General features: G+C 33.6%; 19 protein-coding genes and 1 tRNA gene. 12 read left to right on the top strand and 8 right to left on the bottom strand.

All coding sequences use genetic code 11. The features are described 5' to 3' along the window. Nucleotides 1–69 precede the first annotated feature (69 nt). The gene (gene cmoB / locus GQ598_RS03135) at nucleotides 70–1,038 is read right to left on the bottom strand and encodes a tRNA 5-methoxyuridine(34)/uridine 5-oxyacetic acid(34) synthase CmoB (protein WP_160402311.1); all 969 of its coding nucleotides are present in this window, start codon (nucleotides 1,036–1,038) and stop codon (nucleotides 70–72) included. Nucleotides 1,039–1,074: 36 nt separating this feature from the next. Next, on the bottom strand, nucleotides 1,075–1,845 hold the full coding sequence (gene cmoA, locus GQ598_RS03130; RefSeq protein WP_202112662.1) for a carboxy-S-adenosyl-L-methionine synthase CmoA: 771 nt from the start codon (nucleotides 1,843–1,845) through the stop codon (nucleotides 1,075–1,077). 33 nt (nucleotides 1,846–1,878) lie between these two features. Between cmoA and GQ598_RS03125 the strand changes: the two genes are divergently transcribed. Next, a complete protein-coding gene (locus GQ598_RS03125; RefSeq protein ID WP_160402310.1) occupies nucleotides 1,879–3,033 on the top strand; it encodes a metallophosphoesterase in 1,155 nt (384 codons plus the stop codon). Between the two features lie 24 nt (nucleotides 3,034–3,057). Continuing rightward, nucleotides 3,058–4,140: a ribonuclease D gene (gene rnd, locus GQ598_RS03120; RefSeq protein ID WP_160402309.1), complete on the top strand. Its 1,083-nt coding sequence runs from the start codon at nucleotides 3,058–3,060 to the stop codon at nucleotides 4,138–4,140. A gap of 35 nt (nucleotides 4,141–4,175) precedes the next feature. On the opposite strand, the gene GQ598_RS11315 is transcribed toward rnd, so the two are convergent. Beyond that, nucleotides 4,176–4,802, bottom strand: coding sequence for a TRIC cation channel family protein (locus tag GQ598_RS11315; RefSeq protein ID WP_202112661.1), 627 nt, complete (start codon nucleotides 4,800–4,802; stop codon nucleotides 4,176–4,178). Beyond that, the gene (gene mtnN / locus GQ598_RS03110) at nucleotides 4,799–5,491 is read right to left on the bottom strand and encodes a 5'-methylthioadenosine/S-adenosylhomocysteine nucleosidase (protein ID WP_160402308.1); all 693 of its coding nucleotides are present in this window, start codon (nucleotides 5,489–5,491) and stop codon (nucleotides 4,799–4,801) included. The genes GQ598_RS11315 and mtnN overlap by 4 nt, the downstream gene beginning before the upstream one ends. A gap of 77 nt (nucleotides 5,492–5,568) precedes the next feature. On the opposite strand from mtnN, the gene GQ598_RS03105 reads away from it, so the two are divergent. Together GQ598_RS03105 and GQ598_RS03100 are read left to right on the top strand one after the other, a co-directional pair. Next, on the top strand, nucleotides 5,569–6,360 hold the full coding sequence (locus GQ598_RS03105) for an SDR family oxidoreductase (RefSeq protein WP_160402307.1): 792 nt from the start codon (nucleotides 5,569–5,571) through the stop codon (nucleotides 6,358–6,360). Between the two features lie 26 nt (nucleotides 6,361–6,386). Continuing rightward, nucleotides 6,387–7,256 (top strand): co-chaperone YbbN, encoded by an 870-nt coding sequence (locus tag GQ598_RS03100; RefSeq protein ID WP_160402306.1) that lies wholly within the window; start codon nucleotides 6,387–6,389, stop codon nucleotides 7,254–7,256. A 61-nt stretch (nucleotides 7,257–7,317) separates the two neighbouring features. On the opposite strand, the gene map is transcribed toward GQ598_RS03100, so the two are convergent. Then, nucleotides 7,318–8,106, bottom strand: a complete 789-nt coding sequence (gene map, locus GQ598_RS03095) for a type I methionyl aminopeptidase (RefSeq protein WP_160402305.1) — start codon at nucleotides 8,104–8,106, stop codon at nucleotides 7,318–7,320. Nucleotides 8,107–8,322: 216 nt separating this feature from the next. On the opposite strand from map, the gene rlmC reads away from it, so the two are divergent. From rlmC to GQ598_RS03080, 3 genes are all read left to right on the top strand, one after another. Next, entirely contained in the window at nucleotides 8,323–9,471 is a 1,149-nt protein-coding gene (gene rlmC / locus GQ598_RS03090) for a 23S rRNA (uracil(747)-C(5))-methyltransferase RlmC (RefSeq protein ID WP_160402304.1), read from the top strand. A 229-nt stretch (nucleotides 9,472–9,700) separates the two neighbouring features. Next, complete coding sequence (gene gshA / locus GQ598_RS03085) at nucleotides 9,701–11,272, top strand: glutamate--cysteine ligase (protein WP_160402303.1); 1,572 nt, start codon at nucleotides 9,701–9,703, stop codon at nucleotides 11,270–11,272. Further along, nucleotides 11,265–12,053 carry an endonuclease/exonuclease/phosphatase family protein gene (locus GQ598_RS03080; protein ID WP_160402302.1) on the top strand — a complete coding sequence of 263 codons (789 nt, stop codon included), beginning with the start codon at nucleotides 11,265–11,267 and terminating at the stop codon, nucleotides 12,051–12,053. The genes gshA and GQ598_RS03080 overlap by 8 nt, the downstream gene beginning before the upstream one ends. On the opposite strand, the gene GQ598_RS03075 is transcribed toward GQ598_RS03080, so the two are convergent. Together GQ598_RS03075 and rnhA are read right to left on the bottom strand one after the other, a co-directional pair. After that, nucleotides 12,025–13,296: a transglycosylase SLT domain-containing protein gene (locus GQ598_RS03075; protein ID WP_160402301.1), complete on the bottom strand. Its 1,272-nt coding sequence runs from the start codon at nucleotides 13,294–13,296 to the stop codon at nucleotides 12,025–12,027. The two genes, GQ598_RS03080 and GQ598_RS03075, sit on opposite strands and share 29 nt — an antisense overlap. 725 nt (nucleotides 13,297–14,021) lie before the next feature. Further along, a complete protein-coding gene (rnhA, locus tag GQ598_RS03070; protein ID WP_160402300.1) occupies nucleotides 14,022–14,495 on the bottom strand; it encodes a ribonuclease HI in 474 nt (157 codons plus the stop codon). 218 nt (nucleotides 14,496–14,713) lie between these two features. Between rnhA and dnaQ the strand changes: the two genes are divergently transcribed. Then, nucleotides 14,714–15,448: a DNA polymerase III subunit epsilon gene (gene dnaQ / locus GQ598_RS03065; protein WP_202112660.1), complete on the top strand. Its 735-nt coding sequence runs from the start codon at nucleotides 14,714–14,716 to the stop codon at nucleotides 15,446–15,448. A 115-nt stretch (nucleotides 15,449–15,563) separates the two neighbouring features. Continuing rightward, a tRNA-Asp gene (locus tag GQ598_RS03060) sits at nucleotides 15,564–15,640 on the top strand. 295 nt (nucleotides 15,641–15,935) lie between these two features. Here the strand turns inward: GQ598_RS03060 and GQ598_RS03055 are convergent. Continuing rightward, the gene (locus GQ598_RS03055; protein WP_160402299.1) at nucleotides 15,936–16,985 is read right to left on the bottom strand and encodes a dihydroorotate oxidase; all 1,050 of its coding nucleotides are present in this window, start codon (nucleotides 16,983–16,985) and stop codon (nucleotides 15,936–15,938) included. Nucleotides 16,986–17,518: 533 nt separating this feature from the next. Between GQ598_RS03055 and GQ598_RS03050 the strand changes: the two genes are divergently transcribed. The 3 genes from GQ598_RS03050 to GQ598_RS03040 all read left to right on the top strand — a co-directional run bounded on the left by GQ598_RS03050 (nucleotide 17,519) and on the right by GQ598_RS03040 (nucleotide 22,984). Beyond that, nucleotides 17,519–20,290: a flavocytochrome c gene (locus tag GQ598_RS03050; protein ID WP_160402298.1), complete on the top strand. Its 2,772-nt coding sequence runs from the start codon at nucleotides 17,519–17,521 to the stop codon at nucleotides 20,288–20,290. A gap of 30 nt (nucleotides 20,291–20,320) precedes the next feature. After that, nucleotides 20,321–21,286 carry an FAD:protein FMN transferase gene (locus GQ598_RS03045; protein ID WP_160402297.1) on the top strand — a complete coding sequence of 322 codons (966 nt, stop codon included), beginning with the start codon at nucleotides 20,321–20,323 and terminating at the stop codon, nucleotides 21,284–21,286. Between the two features lie 237 nt (nucleotides 21,287–21,523). Continuing rightward, entirely contained in the window at nucleotides 21,524–22,984 is a 1,461-nt protein-coding gene (locus GQ598_RS03040; protein WP_160402296.1) for a DASS family sodium-coupled anion symporter, read from the top strand. The last annotated feature ends 67 nt before the right edge of the window (nucleotides 22,985–23,051 follow it).

Raw genomic sequence — 23,051 nt, 5'->3', positions numbered from 1 at the left:
AAAATGTAAATATTAAAAGGGATTGGATAATCATTTGAAATCATCGGCATTTATAATTATTAATTCACTTTATTTCTTAGCAATAAAAACAGCCCGCATTGGAGCCGGGTAGCCTTCAATGGTTTTGGTTAAGTCGGTTGGATCTAAAAAGTCCGCAAGTGAATCCGATGTCATCCATTCTGTTTTACGTTGTTCATCCAAACTGGTGAGTGATATATCAACCAGTTTTGCATCAGAAAATCCACATTTTTCTAACCAATTAATCATTGTTGGAACAGATGGAATAAAATAAACATTCCGCATTTGAGCATAGCGTTCACCCGGCATGAGTGCTGTATGTTCAGCACCATCAATGACTAATGTTTCGAGTACTAATTGACCATTTTCAACGAGTTGATCTTTTAATTGAAATAAATGATCAAGTGGCGACCTACGATGATATAAAACGCCCATTGAGAAGACTGTATCAAAAGCACCAAGTTTGGGTAGCTGCTCAATGCCAAGTGGTAATAAATGCGCTCTTTGATCGTTACCCAGTAATTTGCGAATAGCCTCAAATTGACATAGGTAAAGTGCCATAGGATCAATTCCAACAGCGAGTTTTGCTCCTGCACCAATCATGCGCCATAAATGGTAACCACTATTACAACCCACATCTAAAACAATTTTACCTTCTAAACTATCAATGTGATTAATTAAGCGTTCCCACTTCCAATCTGAACGCCATTCTGTATCAACATCAATACCATATAAGTGAAAAGGGCCTTTGCGCCATGGCATCATGTTTTTTAGTAGTTGAGTAATTCGTTGCTGTTCACCTATCGAGGTAGGTTGTTCACTATTGACAGATACACTATGGAGTAAATCAATTTGATCTGGAATGATAGACGGTAAGTGTTTAATACTGTTGATCCATTGATTAAAACGGTTATCAATATTTTGATTTTGCCAGTTTGCCAGTTGTGCTGGTAATACTTCTAGCCATCGACTCAGTTTATTTTTTGCGATAATCTGGTAAAAATCACCAAAATCAATCATTCTATTATCCTTATTTATTTCACTTAAATTAACTTTTTATTTTATGGCAATAATCGAGCCAAAATTAAAGCATTGAAACCATGTATCTATATGTTTAAAACCAGCTTCAGACAGTCGCTGTTTATGTGTTTCAATTGTGTCTGTTAGCATGACATTTTCTAACATATTACGTTTTTGGCTGATTTCTAGTTCACTGTAGCCGTTAGCACGTTTAAAATCATGGTGCATATTAAATAACAATTCATCGACAGTTGAATCACTAAAACTAAATTTTTCAGACAGCACTAAAATACCATTAGGATTTAATGCACTGTAAATGTTATTTAAGATACGTTGGCGATTTGCGGGCGTCAAAAACTGCAAAGTAAAATTAAGTACTACCATTGACGCGTTTTGCATATCGAGGTTACAAATATCATCACAAATTACATCCACTGGCGTATTTGCTTTATATGATTCGAGGTGCCTTTTACAGCGATCAACCATGGGTTGGGAATTATCAACCGCAACAATATGGCAGTTTTTGTGATTAACATGACGACGAATAGATAATGTGGCAGCACCTAAGGAACAGCCTAAATCATAAATCGTTGAATTAGGCTGTACAAATCTTTCTGCTAACATACCGATCATTGATATGATATTAGAATAACCAGGTACGGAACGCTGCACCATATCAGGAAAAACTTCAGCAACTTTTTCATCAAAGGTCCAGTCGCCTAATTTATCAATGGGTGTCGAGAATAGCTGGTCTTTTTTGGTATCCATAAAACTAATTGGTACTATAGAAATTAATTCTGTTATCATATCATTTTTTTATATTCAATTGCTCGGATAATTATGGGTTTTGTCGATTTTATTACTATTGTTATAGCGATTGTTGTTAGTGTTTTAATAACTATCTATCTCGGAAAACGATGGCTATTTTGGTTTGATTTTAATTTGATCGGCTGTCATCAATTTATATATTGGATTGTTGTTTTTATAGCTGGATTATCGCTAATCTTTTCTAAAATATTTGATAATATATCAACTTATTGGCTGCCATTATGTTGTAATGTCATTGCCGGTTTGATGATTTGTTGCGTTTTTACCTCACTTATTTTTGACATTGTACGTTGGCTTAGTAAAAAAAAGGTTAAACCCAATTTATGGCTTAAAATTGTTTATATTGTTGCCTCTGTATTATTGTTTTGTTTTGGTCACGAAATGGCAATTAGTCCAAAGATTGTTCATTATCAAGTTAAAATTGATAAACCCGCAAAAGTTGAACATTTACGTATTGTTCAACTTTCCGATATTCATCTTAACGAACTAACGACAAATCGATTTATTCAACAAATGGTTGATAAAGTGAATAAACTTAATGCTGATTTTGTTGTGATTACTGGTGATACATTAGATAAATATTTAAAACCTTTTACACAAAATAGTTTTGATAAGCAATTTCAACAATTAAGATCAAAATATGGTACTTATATTATTTTTGGTAATCATGAATACTTAGCGACTAATCAAGAAAATAATAGAGAAGAAGATATCATTAACGCTTTTAGGCAAGCCGGTATGAAAGTACTAAAGGATGATATCATTTATTTTGATGATATTGGGGTTACATTAGTGGGCCGAGATGATTTTTCTTCATTTCGTTATAATGTAAATAGGGCTTCACTGTCAGATCTTATCATGTTCACTAATACAGATTCACCAGTTATTTTATTAGATCATCAACCAAAAGACCTTAATGAACCAGAAAAATTGGGAGTTGATTTGATGATTTCTGGGCACACTCATGCTGGGCAGATATTCCCTATCAACATTATTGAAAAATTAATGTATAAAAATACTTATGGATTCTATAGAAAAGAAGATGATCATTTTAACAGTATTGTGAGTAGTGGATATGGATTTTGGGGACCACCAATTCGCTTAATGACTCGTTCTGAAATCGTGGTAATTGATATCGTTTTTAACAAAAATAAGCACTATGAATAAATATATTTGAACAGGAATTTGATTTTGTCTTATCAACTTATTATTAGTAATGATCAGTTAGCTGATTATTGTTCAAAAATCGAAAATAGCTCGGCTTTGGCTTTAGATACTGAATTTGTTCGAACCCGAACCTTTTACCCTCATTTGGGTTTACTGCAGGTATTTAATGGCGAACATGCAGCGTTAATTGATCCAATTAATATTACTGATTGGCAGGCTTTCTTGGCTATATTAAATAATCCAACTATTGAAAAATATTTTCATTCGTGTAGTGAAGATATTGAGGTCTTTTCTTATCATTTTGGTTGTGTTCCAACACCGATTGTCGATAGCCAAATATTAGCTTCTTTTTTAGATAATCCATTAAGTAGTGGTTATGCTAGTTTAGTAAAAAAATATTTAGAGATCGAACTTGATAAGAGTGAAACCCGAACAGATTGGCTACAACGTCCACTAACTGAAAAACAGTGTAAATATGCCATTAATGATGTGTTATATCTTTTTCCTTTAATTAAAATTTTAAAGTCTCAGTTAAGCACTAACCATTATTTACAAGCAGCTTATCAAGAATGCCAAATGGCGGTTGCCCGTAAATCGGAATTAATGGATCCAAATGATGCTTATTTAAATATTAAAAATAGTTGGCAACTGAAAGGGAAAAGTTTAGGACAATTGTATAAATTAGCAAGCTGGCGATATAGATTAGCGAAAGAACAAGATATTGCTATAAATTTTGTGGTACATGAAGAAGTATTATGGAAAATTGCACGCTATTTACCGACATCATTAGGAGAACTTGATAAGTTAGGTATGAAAGGGAAAGAAATTCGTTTGTATGGTCAAATAATTTTGGATCTTTTATCTACTCCCATACCCGAAGTTCAACCAATTCGCCGAGTTAATAGCTATCCTGATTATAAAAAAATTACTAGCGAGTTAAAACAAGCAGCACTGACTATTTCTTCACAAACAGGGCTTAGTGAGGATTTATTGCTTTCACGTCGATTAATTAACCAATACATAAAGTGGAAAATCGATAAAAAGGGGAATACGCCAGAATTATTAATAGGTTGGCGTAAACCTTTATTTGAGCAGTATTGTCTTTGATTATTGATTAAGTGTAGGTGCAGTTTGTGGTGTATTTAATGATTTTTCAATCCAACAATAGGCAAAGTTAGGTTACGATAAATAGCTAATAATCGAATAACCAGTGTAACCAAAATACCAATGAATGTTGAATATTCCAAAGGTAGTTTGAATGCATTATAGGCGATAACATGAATTGTTCCGCCAATGACGCAAGCCGTAGCATAGATGTCGGTTTTAAATACCATTGGGATGTCTCGAGCAAGTACATCTCGAATAATACCTCCACCTACGCCAGTCATCACTCCCATACAAACTGCCACTAAGCTGTTTACGTCAGAATAAATCGCTTTGTTCACTCCAATACCCACAAATACAGCAAGGCCGATTGCATCTAATACAGAAAATAACCATTTAGGGACTGTAATTGATGATGAGTAACGTAATAAGAGCATGGTGACTAATGAGGTGGTGATAGCAATATATAAATCAGTGGAATCAGTGATCCAAAAGATCGGTCCATGATTTAAAACAATATCGCGGATTGTACCGCCACCAATAGCGGTGATGACTGCTAGTACTAAAGCACCGATTGGGTCCATCTCTTTTTTAGCTGCTAATAATACGCCAGAAATAGCAAATACAATGGTACCTAATATGTCAAACCAAAAAAGATAACTCACGCAAGCTCACTTAGCATTGATTCAACAATGAGTGATGATTGTGTTGCAGCTAACTTTAAAAAGGATTGGAAATCAACTGCAGATTCACTATCTCCATTATCCGAGATAGCGCGAACAACCACAAATGGTACTTTAAATAACCAGCAAACATGACCAATAGCTGCGGCTTCCATTTCAACAGCGATAGCATTCGGGAAAGTTTGTTTTATTCTTGCTAAATTGCTTTTACCATTTATGAAAGCATCTCCACTACCAATTGAACCTTCAATCGCATTAACTCCGTGCTTTTTGATACAGAGTTTAGCTAATGATTGGTATTTTTGATCAGCATCAAACGCTACAGGACAGCCAGACATTTGACCTGGCTTGTAACCAAAAGCAGTCAAATCAACATCGTGGTAAAAAACATCCTTTGAAACAATAATATCACCAATATTAAGGTCGGAAGATAATCCACCAGCCGAACCAGTGTTGATAACAGCATCTACTTTATAATTATTTAATAATAAAGTAGTACCTGATGCTGCAGCTACTTTACCAATACCAGATTGGAGCAGTACGATTTCACAACCAGCAATTTGACCTAAATGAAAATCACAACCTAAATAACGCTCAACATGATAATGGGTGATTTTACTTTTTAATATGGCTACTTCTTCTTCCATTGCAGCAATAATAGCAATTTTCATACGATCCTCTTGGCTTAGTTTGGGTAACTTCAAATTAGATGTGTTATCATAGTTTGAGAAGAAAAATTTGACAATATATGAATCAATCGGAGCTGAAATTGCGAACAATATTTATTACAGGTTGCTCAAGTGGAATAGGGCTAATCTCGGCCATTGCTTTAAAAAAACGTGGTTATCGTATTATTGCTTCGTGTCGCAAATCATTGGACCAACAAAAACTTATTGAGCAAGGATTTGAAACTGTGCTTCTTGATCTTGACAATCCAGACTCGGTCAAGCAAGCCGCTCAAGAAGTTCTAGCTTTGTCTGAAGGCAAATTATATGCGTTATTTAACAACGCAGGTTTCGGGGTTTATGGTCGATTAAGTACGATCAGCCGAGAGCAGTTAGAATCTCAATTTTCCACTAATTTTTTTGGAGTCCATCAGTTGACGCAATTACTACTTCCAGCCATGCTAGAGCAAGATGAAGGGCGTATTATTCAAACAAGTTCAATTGTTGGTATCGTTGCAACACCGGGGAGAGGTGCTTATTCAGCTAGCAAATATGCCTTAGAAGCTTGGTCTGATGTGTTAAGGTTGGAATTAGCACAAACCAATATAAAGGTCTGTTTAATTGAACCTGGCCCATTAAAGACATATTTCTCAAACAATGTGAATCAGACAGAGCAAAAGAATATGGTAAAAAATCCACCTATAGCTAAACGATTTACTTTGCCGCCCGAGGCAGTGTTGCCTTACTTATTCCATGCCCTTGAACATGATAAACCTAAAATACGTTACAGGGTAACAAAAATAACCAAAATAGCGGCTATTGCTAAACGTTTGCTTCCTGATAGATTAATGGATAAAATTTTAAAGAATAAATAATAAATCATTATACCCTAGGACATAATATGCAAAATCAATTTATTTTTGATGTTAATGAGCAAAATATTCAAGAGGTGATTGAAAGATCATCGACATCCCCTGTGTTATTTTATTTTTGGTCAGCTAGAAGTCCAAATTATGAGATAATGACTCAAACATTAACTAAATTAGCTAATGAACATCATGGGCAATTTATTTTAGCTAGTATTAATTGTGATGAACAACAAATGTTAGCTGCTCAATTTGGTTTACGGGCTATCCCAACGGTTTATTTATTTCAAAATGGTCAACCTGTAGATGGTTTTCAAGGACCTCAATCTGAAGAAACCATTAAAACTTTTTTAGAAAAAGTGCTACCAAATGAAGATGAGCTTAAATTAATTGAAGCACAAAATTTATTTCATGCAGCCAAATATGAAGAAGCATTACCACTGTTACGGCAAACTTGGCAATCACTTACCGATCATTTGGGTAAACCAAGAACAGATATTGCATTAATGCTAATAAAATCACAAATTGAACTTAAACAACTCAATGAAGCAAAAGGAGTGCTTGCAACTATTCCTCTACAAGATCAAGATTCAAGTTATCATGGATTACAAGCCGAAATAGAACTACTTGAACAAGCCGCTAATTCTCCTGAATTACAGCAATTACAAGCAGAATTTGCTCAATACCCTGATAACGTTGAATTAATGATTCAATTGTCTTCCCAATTAATGCATGTAGGGCGTCATGAGGAAGCATTAGAGTTGTTATTTAAACCGCTAACAAAAGATCTTAATGTTGGTGACGGACAAGTGAAGAAAACATTACTTGATTTACTAGCAGCATTAGGAACAAGTAACCCATTGGCCAGTAGTTATCGACGTAAGTTGTATACTTTATTATATTAAGGTTTATCAAAGTAATAAGGCGAAAGGATTCAACAATAGTTTATTGTTGAATCCACTTTATTTAGTGTTCAATAATGCGAGGAAAATCTTCGTTACTGCGTAATGTTAAGACTTCAACACCATTTTCAGTAACCAATATAGTGTGTTCATACTGAGCCGAAAGTCCATGATCTTTGGTTTTGACTGTCCAGCCATCTTTCATGGTACGGGTACGCCAATCGCCTGTATTTATCATAGGTTCAATAGTAAAAGTCATACCTGGCTTTAAAATTACACCGCCATCATCAGCGTCATAATGTAAAACTTGAGGTTCGTCATGATAGACTTCACCAATACCATGGCCACAATATTCCCGAACTGAAGAAAAACCAAACTTATCGACATATTTTTGAATCGTTTTACCAATTTCCTTTAAACGTATGCCGGGTTTGATAATTTTAATCGCCTCGTAAAGGCTTTCTTGTGTAACTTGGCATAATTTTTCACCTGCGATAGTTGGTTTACCAGCAATGTACATTCTAGAAGTATCACCGTGATAGCCATCTTTGATAACTGTTACATCAATATTTAAAATATCACCATCTTTTAGCTTTTTGTCAAAACTTGGAATACCATGGCAAACCACATCATTAATTGAAATACAACTAGTGTGTTGATAGCCACTATAGCCAATATTAGCTGGAATAGCTTTTTGAACATTAACAATATATTCATAACAAATTTTGTCTAGTTCACCAGTACTAATGCCCGGTTTAACGTAAGGTTCAATCATCTCTAATACTTCAGCTGCAAGTTTTCCAGCTATTCGCATTTTTTCAATTTCGACGGGGGTTTTTAACTTTATAGACATTAAATTTTTCCTGTAATATTAATGACAATATCCTATCATACCCCGCTATTTCGTCAAATCATACCGGATGATTAATTATGCATTTTACTTATATTCTTATAAAATTTTGTAAAAAAGTTTCAGGAAAGTATGTGTTTTAGTATAAAATAAAAAATTATACTTATTTCAATACGGTTTTATATATAATAACTCATTATAAAAAAGGGTTTTATCGCAATGCAATGTCGTTTTTATCAGCAGAAAAAATGTTTATCTTGTCAGTGGATGGATAAGCCCTATCATGCACAACTAGCAGAAAAACAAAATAATCTGTTACAACAATTAACTCAATTTAAACCTAATGACGTTGTAGAACCGTTTGCTAGTCATGAATTTGCTTTCCGTAATAAAGCAAAAATGGCGGTGTTAGGTACTGTTGAAAGACCTATTTTAGGAATACAAACAGATAATGAGATGGTCGATTTATGTGATTGTCCTCTTTACTCAAATAGTATGCAAAACATCCTAAAACTTGTTCGAACTTTCATCCGTAAACAGGGACTTGTACCTTATAATATTAATAAGCGAAAAGGAGAGTTGAAATTTGTTATTGTTATTGAAAGTAAAGAGAATAATACAAGCTGTTTTATGCTGCGATTTGTTTTAAAATCGCACAAACTTGTCGAAAAAATAAATAATTCTTTTAAACAATTACAAGATAAAATACAAAATTTAAAGGTAATTTCAATAAATATCCAACCTAATCATGCCGCTATTTTAGAAGGGGAAGAAGAGTTAGTTTTAACCGACACCTCATTTTTACCAATGACATTAAATGGCGTTCCTCTTTTCATTAAGCCTAAAAGTTTTTTTCAAACAAACAGTGATGTTGCCAGCAATCTTTATAAAACTGCAAGTGACTGGGTCACAAATTTATCTATTCACTCTATTTGGGATTTGTTTTGTGGTGTAGGTGGTTTTGGCTTAAGTTGTGTTAGTCTTGCTATTGAAAATCAAATCCAGCTAACAGGAATTGAAATTAGTCCAGATGCAATTGAATGTGCAACAAAATCAGCTAACAAGTTAGGTTTTAAGCGATTAACGTTTAAATCACTTGATGCGACCCAATACGCTATTGCTGAACAACACACTCCAGATCTAGTGCTGCTTAATCCACCAAGACGAGGGGTTGGTAAAGTGCTTATGCAGTATTTAGAAAATGTACAACCAAGCTATATTTTATATTCAAGTTGCAACTTAACCTCGTTAGTCGAAGATTTGATGTTGTTATCCAACTATCAAATCATGAAAGTGCAACTGTTTGATATGTTTCCCCATACATCACATATGGAAGTCTTGGTTTTATTACAAAGAAAAGATAGATAATTTAATTATCAAACCCTAATATTATCTTCAATTAATGAGGTAGTTGTTATATTTAAAAATCTGCCAATATTCAATTATCTGTAATAAAAATAGTGAATTGTATTTTCTAATCATTAAATTACACATTATATTTAGTTTTTATTTTAAAGGTTGTTATAAATTAGACCATTGTTAATATCAAATTATGTTAATATAAAAAATAAATAATTTCATTTAAGGAAGGCAAAATATGATTCCTGATGTTTCTAAAGCGCTTAACTGGTTAGAAAAACACTACAGCATCTTACAAGGTATTCAACGCGGTGTTGAACGTGAAACTTTACGCATTTTGCCTGACGGGACATTGTCGAAAACTTCATTCCCCGCAAAAATTGGCGCAGCGTTGACTCATCCTTGGATAACAACTGATTTTGCTGAATCAATGCTAGAATTTATTACACCAGTTAATACCAATATCGATTATATGCTAACGTTTTTACGCGATCTGCATCGTTATGCTAGTGTAAATATTGATGATGAAATGATGTGGCCATTAAGTATGCCATGTTTTGTTGCCAATGAAGAAGATATTATTTTAGCTCAATATGGATCATCAAATGAAGGGCGTTTTAAAACGGTTTATCGAGAAGGTCTAAAAAACCGTTATGGTGCAATGATGCAAACCATATCTGGCGTTCATTATAATTTTTCATTACCCATGGCATTTTGGCAAGCAAGAGATGGTGTAAAAAATACAGAAGAGGGTAAAGCTGTTATTTCTGAAGGCTACTTTACATTGATTCGTAACTATTATCGCTTTGGTTGGGTTATTCCTTATTTGTTTGGATCATCACCATCGATGTGCTCCTCATTTATTCAAGATCCACAAAAAGCAAAAGCCTTTATTGAACAAACAAATGGTAACTGTTATTTGCCTTACGCAACCTCTTTAAGGTTAAGCGATATTGGGTATACTAATAATGCACAAAAACAACTAGGCATTACTTTTAATCATTTAGATACTTATGTTGAAGGATTAAAACGAGCAACGCATACAAAATCAGCGGAATTTGCTAAATTGGGCATCAAAGTTGATGGTCATTATCGTCAATTAAACGATAATGTATTGCAGATTGAAAATGAATTTTATGGGCCAATTCGACCTAAAAGAGTCACAATGACTGGGGAGTCGCCGTCGGATGCACTTTTACGTGGCGGTATTGAATATATTGAAGTACGCGCATTAGATGTTAATCCATTTTCACCGGTAGGGATTACTGAAGAACAGATACGATTTATCGATCTGTTTTTAATTTGGTGTGCACTAGCACCTGCGCCAGAAATGAGCAGTCAAGAACTTGAGTGTGCCAAGTTAAATTGGAATAGGGTAATAATGGAAGGACGAAAACCAGGGCTTGAGATCGGTATAGGTTGCAATAGCTATCAAGAACCTTTGGCCAAAGTTGGACACCAATTATTCAAAGATTTATTACGTGTTGCTGATGTTTTAGATCATCAAGATGACAAGCAGGGGTACCGTAATGTTTGTGAGCGTTTAGAGTTAATGTTTGATCAACCTGAATTAACTTTATCAGCAAGAACACTACAAGCAATAAGTGATTTAGGTACAGCAAAATTTGGTTTAGCTTTAGCAAGCCAATATAAAAAACAGCTTATGGCAGAACCCTTAGCATTATTAACTGAAGGTGATTTTGTTCAACAACGCGATTTATCTATTGAAAAACAGAAGAAGAAAGAGCTGAGTGATGCTTTAACTTTTGATCAATATTTGCAGAAAAAGTTGAACGATAAAAATGTTTAAAAATCGATGTTATACTTTACGTTATCGGGCAAGCAACGAAGTTGAGTTGATCTTGCCTAATCAACCAATAATAGTTAATAAACCGTTAATTGAACATACATCATTTTCGATTTTAGTTTGGAATATTTTTAAACAAAAAAGAGCTGATTGTATTGATATACTTCAACAATATGCAGATAAAGTTAAACTGATCTTGTTGCAAGAAGCCCAAACAACACCACCATTACTTAATTTTATTTCACAATATAATAAAATTGCGGATCATGTCCCTGCATATTGTTTTAACGATATATATGCTGGCGTAATGACAATTTCTGATTCATTACCAACTTCGCTTTTTTCTTTTAGAGAAAAGGAACCACTTATCCGAGTACCTAAATCTGCTTTGATTACTATTTATCCTATTAATAATTCCAAGCAACAATTATTAGTTGCGAATATTCATGCTGTAAATTTTAGCATTGGTATAAAAATATACCGGCAACAAATACGTATGCTATTAACTCGAATAAAAGAGCATAATGGCCCAGTTATTTTGGCTGGGGATTTTAATGCATGGAGCAGACAGCGAGTTGATTTGTTGTATAATCTTGTTCGTTCAATTGAACTTAAGCCTGTTAGTTTTTCTGTTGATATTCGAAAAAAATTTATGGGTAGGCCACTTGATTTTGTTTTTTATCGAGGATTACGACTTGATACAGCAGAAATTATTAGCACAACCACATCAGATCATAATCCTCTATTAGTAAATTTTAGATTGGATTTGCATCCACAATATTAATCGTCAAAATATCACCTTCTTGGACACGAGCGTTTTTCAGATTATTCCATTGAAGTATGTCTGTTATTTTAACTCGATAATTTTGTGCAATAGAATATAAATTATCGCCAACTTTAACCTGGTAGGTTATCTGCTTTTTACCATTAGATTTTGCATTAGCTGTTAAAATAGAGTTCGTTTTTCTATTATCAATTGCACTATATTTAATGCTTGTCGTTGATTTAACTTCAAATGGCATATTTGTGTGTGGTACATCTTGTAAAAGCTCGGTAACTTGATTTACCACTAAGTTTTCTGCTTTCAGTTTTTTAAATAACTCTTGAGCATGAATATATGGTACTAGTAAATGAAACGGACCATTGACTTTTTGCTGAACATAACCAGCGTTATATGTCATTAAATCATTCAACGGTAAGCCCGTATACTTAGCTACCTTAGCTAATGAGATATTTTTTGACATATCAATACGAACAAGCGAATTTTCATAATTACAATCAGGCAATTTAATACCATACCGTTTGTTATTTTTTACAATATCAATAATGGCTAAAATTTTAGGCACGTAGTGCATTGTTTCAGTTGGTAAATCGAGTGACCAATAGTTTGTAGGTAAACCATTCGCTTGGTTTTTTTCGATAGCTTTTCTGACTCGACCCTCACCAGCGTTGTAAGCCGCTAATGTTAATAGCCAATCGCCATTAAAACGATTGTTCAAGTTTTGTAATAACGAAATAGCTGAACTTGTTGAAGCAATAAGATCTCGTCGTCCGTCAAAATAACTATTTTGTTTAATTCCATATTCTTTAGCGGTAATTGGTACAAATTGCCATAAACCAGCCGCTTGCGCAGGTGAAGTTGCCAATGGATCGTAAGCACTTTCAATCAATGGAATTAATGCTAATTCAACAGGTAAGTCGTTTTTTCTTAGTTGATTAATAATGTAATAAACATAAGGTTCCGAGCGTAATGCAACAGTTTCGAATGCTTGTGGATTACGTAACAAACGCTCTCTTTCTGTTTTGATGCGATTATTTTCAGGTACTTTCACATCGATTTGAGTTAGCATGAATTGCCAAGGGTTTTGCGTGACAGAAGTGTGACTAATACCACCACTCTTAATGCTACTATTAACTATTGATTTTGAGTTAGATTTTTTATAGACGCTATTATTGTATTGATAGCCATGGTTCTGACAGGCGCTCAAAGATAAACATAACACTGTAAATATTAATAACTTTTTCATTAGTTTGTGACTTTTACTCAAATTAAGCTTGGCATTATACCTAAAAAATGTCTTTTTGGCTTCTAAAAAAAAGCAAAGAAATATAATTAATTGTTAAATTTAAATCTATTTTTTACTAATGTTTATGCATTGTAAAAATAAGCTTATTTCTTTTCTTTAGACAAAATAGACAGTTATGTTACTGATTTTGTTGAAACCAAATCCAAATAGTCTTTAATGTTTTTATCATAGGCTAGCATTTGAGTTGCAAATGCTAAATTTAATAAGATATATTACATTAACTATGTAAATTAAAATATCGCCAGAAAAAATAAGCACGACTAAAAGCGTTATGCTTAGGTACCGCTATTACGTCAAAGTCAAAATTACCAATAGAGGCTTTATCTTAATTAGTAAAATAATTAATCGGTAAATCAATTTCATTGGGGGCGAAAATATCGGAGTTTAGATATTGTGCTTTTTATTCACATTCCCCATTTGTGGAACCTATATGGTGATAGTCAGTAAAATTTCAAGGGGAATATTTTATGTTTGTTAATATGATTAATCTTATTTCTGGCTTCTCAAAAGTCAATAATATTAGCTAAATTGGTTAAAATTCAAATATAATCATCTTTAAAGCTAGAATGCAATAGATACATATTACGTTTTAGCTTTATTTAGGAAGAACCTACTTTAGAAGTAGATAAACTTATACAAGTTGCATAAAAAATTTTCTCCATTAATTAATCTTGTATAGATTGTTCAAATACTGTGTCTTGCAAAGTAGGGGATTGAGCTTGTGTTTTTGCCATAATATCACAACGTTCATTTTCAATATGGCCGGCATGACCTTTAACCCAAATCCACTCAATTTTGTGAATTTGTACTAATTCATCAAGCTTCTTCCATAAGTCAATATTTTTTACTGGTTGTTTGCTAGCTGTTTTCCAACCATTTTTTTTCCAACCGTTTATCCAATTGATAATTCCATTTCGCAAATACTGACTATCGGAATAGAGTTCAATTTGACAAGGTTGTTTTAATTGTTCTAAAGCAACAATGGCAGCTAATAATTCCATACGATTATTTGTTGTTTTAAAAAAGCCTTTCGATAATACTTTTTCGGTTTGCTTATATTTTAATATAGCAGCATAACCACCAGGACCAGGATTACCAAGACATGAACCATCAGTATATATTTCGATTTTTTTTAGCATTTTTTATTTCTTTTATAACTATTATAACTATTTTAATTTATTTCTTATCCCAATTAAACGATAAATAGTATCACTCTAATTTATTTATAATTACTCTATAAATAAGTAAAATTGGTTGCTACTTTCACTTATGTAGGTATCAACATTAAAAGATTTTAGTGCTAGACTATACCATTAAAAACGTTTTTCCCCAATTGTTGATATAAAAAGAGAAGAAAGTGATACATAATTCTGTGCGACAAATTGTCTTAGATACTGAAACAACAGGCATGAACCAAGGTGGCAATAATCACTATGAAGGACATAAGATTATTGAAATTGGTGCCGTTGAAGTCATTAATCGTCGTTTAACTGGTAACCATTTTCATGTCTACATTAATCCAGAACGCTTGATTGATGAAGGTGCGTTTAAAGTTCATGGTATCAGTGATGAATTTGTTAAGGATAAGCCAATATTCAAGAATATAGCACATGATTTTATCAAATTTATTGATGGTGCTGAATTAATTATTCACAATGCCTCGTTTGATGTGGGGTTTATGGATTATGAATTTCGTCTTTGTGGACTGGATTTTAAAACTTCGGATCATTGTCTTGTTACTGATACCTTAGCTATGGCAAGGCGTCTGTTTCCAGGAAAACGTAATAACTTAGATGTATTATGTGAACGCTACCAGATTGATAACTCTCACCGAACATTGCATGGCGCATTATTAGATGCTGAAATTTTAGCCGAAGTTTATTTAGCAATGACTGGTGGGCAGACAACTTTATCTTTTAGTTCAGAGGATAATAACTCATCTACATCCGAATCTAATGTAATAAAAAGAGTTGAACGCAATGGTGTGCCTTTAAAAGTAATTAAGGCAACAGAATATGAACTTTCTGAACATGAATCGGTTTTAAAAAAAATTGATAAAAAATGTGGTGGAGCATTGTGGAATTTGAATTAATGATTGTTTTATATTCAGTTGAACATTTATTTATAGAATTTTATTGACGCGAATAAAAATAATCTTTAATATCATGCCTACTTTAGTGCTCTAACATTAAAGCTATCAAAAAAGCGGAGCGGTAGTTCAGTTGGTTAGAATACCTGCCTGTCACGCAGGGGGTCGCGGGTTCGAGCCCCGTCCGTTCCGCCAATTTTTAAGAATATCAATAGATTAAAGCACTTCATCAAAGTGCTTTTTTTGTTGCAATACTCTTTGTATCAAGTTTGTGGTGTTTTCTGATAATTCATTTCCTATACTAGTAAGAATTTTGAGTGTTCTTTATTTCTGTGCTACTAAGCAAATATGAGTATTAGTTATAATTTTATTACTATTAGTTAGTATTTTGATTTTATTCATTTATTATTGTTTTTTTTTGTTAAACTACTCTTGATTTTTTAAATAAAAAAACAGGGCATAGAGCCCTGTACTGGAAATACTTATCAAATTAAATATTCTTTTTGATTTCTATCGCAAGGAGCGGATTCCACATAGCACCAGTTGCACTCATAACCGCATCAGCACCACTTTTTATAAATTGATGATAATGTTCACTAGAACTAACACCACCAACGCCTACAATAACAAATTTTAGATCCATTTGTTTACGATACTTAGCTAAACGGCTCACCATATCTAAACCAGCCCAACGGATTGCATCACCACAAACTCCGCCTTCTTTTCTATTTTCGCCTAATGCAGGATGGCCATGAGCATCAACAGGTTTTGCAGATAATGTGTTAATAGTACTTAAACCATCAATAATGGATCCTACTCGATTGAGTAATGATATAATTTTTTCATCATCAGCAAAATAAGCTAGTTTTAAAATAAGTGGACGATCAGGAACAGCCGTTTTAATTTCATTAACAATTCGTTCAACTTTATCAATATCAAAGCAAAGTAATTTGCTAGCGCCTTCATTTGGGCAACTTAGGTTTGCTTCAAGAATGGGGGCATTTGTTTCTCTAACTAATTTTGCCGCTAAAGCATAATCTTTTTCAATTTCACCGTTACCTTGTGTACCTTGAAAACTACCAATAACACATTGACCATGCCCTGCTGATTTGACGGCATCAGCCATATCAGGTTGCCAGACATCTGGAGCAAAAGAAGGAACGCCAAAAGAGTTAGTTATTGATAATGGTTGGTTGTAATTGGTATCAGCTAATACTGTATCTAAATTACACGATAATTTACCGTTAGGGTGGACTGATAAAACATTAGGTAATGGATGGCATTTATGTAGTTTAGTTCTTACTGTTTTATATACACATAAGTCAAATCCATAAGCAAAAGCAGCTTTGATATAGTTTGCATTTAATAGTGGGCCTGCAGGTTGACCAAATGGTAAATTAACCTCAACATTTAAAAATTTTGAAGGTTTTATTGATACTTGTTGTGCTTTATCTAATTGTCTAAAAAGTCCAAAAGGTCCTTGAGCATAATTTTCTTCGTAGCTTATACTTGGATCATAAAAAGGTGTTAAAGATTTCATATTGTCTCCTAATTGTACGTATTCTCAACGTAGAATTGATTATTAACCTTGCAATGAAAATAGAAATAAAAAAGTTTTTTTAAACAAAAAAAAATCCTCCATGAAGGAGGATTAAAAATAGGATAAATAGAAAATCGAAAGTTGATCTTAATCTGTTAGCTAGTATTACAAACATTACGATGTTCTCTTTTCCTTATATTTCAAGGCATTCTATCTGAATAAATTTAAAGTTCAACATAAAAATTACAAAAAAAATATAACTAAATGAAAAAGTTACAGTGTTTTTTTTTAGATTTTTAATGATATATCCGATACTTTAAAAACGATAAAATATCAAAAATTGATAAAATCTTATTTTATTAATATTGATAATTTTCTAATTGATTAATAAAAATAAAAAAATTTCTGTCGAAAAAATGATACTTATCATTATTCAATACTAATGAAACTAATCTAAGTGGAGAATGATTATTGGTAATGTTATCATCGTTGATAGCTATAAAGATTAAATGATAATGGTTAGGTATGAAAAAATGAGAAATGAAAATATTTTTAAGCCATTAACTTTGCCTAATGGTGTTGAACTTAAAAATCGCATAATGATGGCACCAATGACAACTTGTTCTGGTTTTTATGATGGTTCTGTTACGCATGACTTGATTGAATATTATCGAGCAAGATCAGGATCAATTGGTACTATTATTGTCGAATGTGGATTTATTGATAATAAAGGGTTAGCTTTTCCTGGTGCTATTGGTCTAGATAGTGATGATAAGATTGAAGGGTTAGCAAAAATAGTGCAAGCCATCAAAGAAAAGGGCTCAAAAGCGGTTATTCAAGTTTATCATGGTGGAAGAATGGTGGAGCCTAAACTTATCGGAGGTCAATTGCCAGTAGGACCTAGTGCTATTGCAGCCCCTCGCCCAAATGCGCCCACTCCAATTGAATTAACTGCTGAAGAGGTAGAAGAAACGATTGATAAGTTTGGTCAAGCTGTACGTCGAGCGATTCAAGCTGGCTTTGATGGTGTAGAGATTCATGGCGCTAATACTTATTTAATTCAGCAATTTTATTCACCTAATTCAAATCAAAGAAATGATAAATGGGGAGGGAACCGTGATAATCGTACGCGATTCGCGCTTGCTGTTTTAGATATTACCCACAATATGGTTAAGCAATATGCAATATCTAAATTTATTGTTGGATACCGTTTTTCTCCTGAAGAGTTAGAAGTTCCAGGAATTCGTTTTGATGACACAATGTATTTGCTTGAAAAATTGGCTAAAAAAGGACTTGATTATCTCCATTTTTCAATGGGCGAGACGCTTAGACCATCAATTGTTGATACACAAGATCCGACTCCATTAATTAAAAAATATGTGACAATTCGTTCTGCAACATTAGCAAAAATTCCCGTTGTAGGTGTCGGTAATGTAGTTAATCAAAATGATGTAGATGATGCGATTGAGCATGGTTATGATTTAGTTGCTGTAGGGCGTGCTTGTATTGCTTATCCTGATTGGGTTGACCGTATTGAAAAAGGTGAGAAATTAGAATTATTTATTAATAGTGATAAGCGTGAAACACTTAATATTCCAGAACCTTTATGGCGCTTTTCTCTTGTCGAGAGTTTGATTCGTGATGTGAATCTTAATGTAAAAAAATTCAAACCTGGTCATTATCAAGAAAAAGTTAATGATGAGTCTTATGAGTTTTTAATTAATGTTGAGCTGGGTAAAGATTTTATAAAAGATATGCAATTAATTAATGCCCAAAATTTTGATAATGAGGTTTTGGATAATTTTGCTGAAATTAAACATAGAATTATTGACTCAAATAGCTCACATGTTGATGCAATTTCTGGCGCAACAACACAATGTGAAGCATTTAAAAAAGCCGTAACCAAAGCGATGGCAAGATCTAATAAAGAAGCGATTATTGCCGAAGGCGGTGATCCTAATGATCGAGCTTTTGATGTTGTGGTCGTTGGTAGTGGTGGAGCAGGGCTTACTGCTGCGATTCAAGCTCATGATCTTGGTGCAAGTGTCGTTATTGTTGAACAAATGTCTGTAATAGGTGGTAATACCAATAAAGCCTCAGCTGGTATGAATGCGGTTGAAACCAAATTCCAAAAACGAAAAGGGATCGTTGATAGTAAAGATCTATTTTATCAAGAAACCATGACTGGAGGTAAAAACAAAAATAATCCTGATTTACTTCGTTATTTTGTTGAAAATGCACCAGATGCGATTAATTGGTTAGATGATAATGACATTGAGCTTAGTGGGATTACTACAACGGGAGGAATGAGCATTGATCGGACTCATCGCCCAGAAAGTGGTGCTGCAGTTGGTGGTTTCTTAATTAGTGGTCTAGTTAAAAATATTAATAAACGAGGTATTGAAGTTATACTTGATACTACTGTGACTGAAATTGTCACCGAGCATCATAAAGTGACAGGGGTTAAAGTTTCAGAAGAAGACGGTTCGATCCATTTTATAAAAGCTAAGGCAGTTATTATTGCAACTGGTGGATTTAGTGCCAATACCGCAATGGTTGAAAAATATCGTCCTGACCTTAAAGGATTTGTGACCACTAATCATAAGGGTGCAACTGGTTCTGGAATTGAGATATTAGAAAAATTGGGCGCTGGAACTGTCGATATGGGTGAAATTCAAATCCATCCAACGGTTGAACAGACAACGTCTTATTTAATTTCTGAATCCATCCGTGGTGGTGGAGCGATTCTGGTATCGAAAAAAGGTCAACGATTTGTTAATGAACTTGATACAAGGGATAAAGTATCAGCTGAAATTATTAAATTACCTGAACATTATGCTTATATTTTGTTTGATCAGCAAGTTCGTGATGAAAACAGAGCCGTTGAAGAGTATGTTGCAAACGAGCTTGTTATTCAAGCAAATACTCTTGAAGAATTAGCACAAAAGTTATCGATTGATGGCGACGCATTAGTTAAAACAATTGAACGTTACAATCAGTTTACGTCAACTAAGCATGACCAAGACTTTGGCAGAATAACAGGCATGCGCCATCCGTTCAAAAAAGGGCCTTTTTATGCAATAAAAATTGCACCAGGTGTGCACCACACGATGGGAGGGGTCACTATTAATACCCAAACACAAGTGTTGAATACCGATAAACATGTGATTCAAGGTGTATTTGCTGCTGGCGAAGTCGTAGGTGGTGTTCATGGAGCTAATCGTATTGGTGGCAATGCTGTCGCCGATATCATTATCTTTGGTATGCAAGCAGGTAAAAAAGCGGCTGATTATATTAAACACTAATTTGTTACAACTATTTTGAGTTTGTTTAGCATGGTAAATGTAAACTATGAATACACTCAACATTTGATGGGAACAACGGTTTCATTAATGCTTTTTGAGCCTAATGAAACCGCAGTGCAAGCTGTTTTTCAAACCATAAAAATGCTTGAGGATAAACTGACCGTTAACAGGTCATCATCAGAAGTTATGTCTATTAATTTAGCTGCAGGACACCATCCCGTTATAGTGAGCCGTTCTGTTTTTTCTTTGATTGAACAAGCGCAAAAAATAAGTCTATATTTTAATAGTTGCTTTAATTTTGCTATTGGTCCCTTAGTTAAACTTTGGAAAATTGGTTTCAATGGTTATCAAGTTCCATCTGCTAAGTTAATTAGAGAAAAACTGTTGTTAATTGATCCTAAAAATATTGAACTTGATGCAAACACATATTCTGTTTTTTTAAAAAAACCAGGAATGGAAATTGATTTAGGTGCAATTGCTAAAGGATATATTGCTGATGTTGTCAAATCAATTTTACACCAACATCAAGTGTACAAAGGTATCATTAACTTAGGTGGTAATGTATTAACATTAGACTCATCTTTAACAGATGGTAACGGCTATTGGCATATAGGATTAAGAAAACCCTTTTCCACTAATGGAAAACTATCTGGAATTATAAAAGTTAAAGATAAATCAGTTGTCACATCCGGCATTTATGAGCGTTTTTTTATACAAAATGATCGTCTTTATCATCACCTATTAAACCCTCAAACAGGTTACCCATTAAATAATGAATTAGAAAGCGTAACTATCATTTCAGATTCTTCATTAGAGGGTGATATTTACTCAACCGTCTTTTATGGATGGGGAGTTGATAAAAGCAGACAATACTTGCAAAAGCATCAAAACTTGTCGGCTATCTTTTTGTTAAAAAATAAAACAGCCATATTAGTAAACCCCGAGAATTTTATTTTTCAACAAATTGATACTCAATATCAAATAAAAACTGATTAAAATTAAATTTTCGATTAAAAATGTTTCAGAAAAGATACTGATTTTATTGATGTTTTTTCCTTGGATTTGTTTAATGAATTTTAATAAAAAGTCGTCAGAAAAGGTATTGATTTTATTAAAGTTTTTATACTGATGTTAGTGCGATAAATTTGGCCAATAATAGTATGAAGAGTAGCATAATTGTAACAGAATTAAATCTTAACTTATTAAAATATTTAAATTTAAAAGGATAATACTATGAATTTAGTAAAGAAACCTCCAGTGAAATGGCCTGCGCTCATCATTATTGCGGCAATTTCCGCGTTACTTTGGTTATGTGTCTCACCACCAGAAGGTATTAGCCAAGAAGGTTGGCAAACGAGTATTATTTTTGTTGCCACCATAGCTTGTATTGTGGCTGAAATAATGCCAATTGGGGCAATTGGTTTACTAGCAATTACCGTTTTTGCCGTATTAAGACCGTCTGGTGCAACCTCCGCAACTGAATCGATAAAAATCTCGTTAAGCGAATTAAATAGTAGTCTTATTTGGTTGATTGTTATTGCTTTCATGATCGCTCGTGGTTTTATCAAAACTGGTTTGAGTAAACGCATTGCATATTATCTTGTTAAAATGTTGGGTAAAAATACATTGGGGCTTGCTTATGGTTTATCTGTCACTGATATTGCATTGGCACCAGCTATTCCAAGTACCACGGCGCGTGCTGGCGGTGTAATATATCCAATAGCAGAGGCTTTAGCCATTAACTTTAATTCAAATCCTAAAGATGAATCAAGAAATCGTATTGGTACCTTTTTAATGCTAACAATTAGTCATATGAATGACATCACCTCTGCAATGTTCTTAACGGCATTTACTGGCAACTTATTAGCCGCTGAATTAGTCACCACATCGCTAGGTATTACACTAGGGTGGGGGCAATGGTTTGTAGCAGCTATTGTGCCATGTTTAGTTTCATTTGTTGTGATTCCTTTGGTAATTTATTTTCTAACTAACCCAGAACTCAAAAGAACTCCAGAAGCACCAAAATTAGCTGCTGAAGAATTAAAAAAAATGGGGTCAATTACAGTTAAAGAAATCATTATGGGGAGCACTGTTTTTTTATTATTAGTACTTTGGATTTTTGGCAAAAATATTGGTATTGATTCAACAACTACAGCCTTTATTGGTTTGGCCATTTTAATCTTAACTGGCGTATTAAGTTGGGATGATATAAAAGGTGAAAAAGCGGCTTGGGACACATTAATTTGGTTTGCGGCATTACTTATGATGGCAGACCAAGTAAATAAATTGGGTGTAACTAAATGGCTTGGTGACACAATAGGTAGTGCTGTAAAAGGTCATCTAGGCGAAAGTAGTTGGGTGTTGGTCTTAATTATTTTATGTGTTGCTTATGTTTATTTACACTACTTTTTTGCGAGTGGGAATGCTCATATTGCCGCACTATTTCCCGTATTTTTATCTGTCTCCATTGCCCTAGGTGTGCCACAACTCATCGCTATTTTTACATTAGTTATTTGTACTAATTACTTTGGTTCAATTACTCAATTTGCAAATGCGAGAAATCCATTATTATTTGCAGAAGGATTTGTGCCAGTAAAAACATGGTGGAAAGTGGGGTTCATTTGTAGTGTTGTGAATCTAGTAATTGTCTTTACTGTCGGTATTTTGTGGTGGAAGATCATTGGTCTTGGTTAATAACAAGTAGATAATTTTATTCTTAATATTGTAATACCGCCACCCTAGTTGGCGGTATTTTTATGTG

This window comes from Gilliamella sp. Pas-s95, assembly GCF_009795795.1.
In the GTDB taxonomy this organism is placed as follows: Bacteria; Pseudomonadota; Gammaproteobacteria; order Enterobacterales; family Orbaceae; genus Gilliamella; species Gilliamella bombicola.
This window is presented reverse-complemented; position numbering and strand designations above follow the sequence as displayed.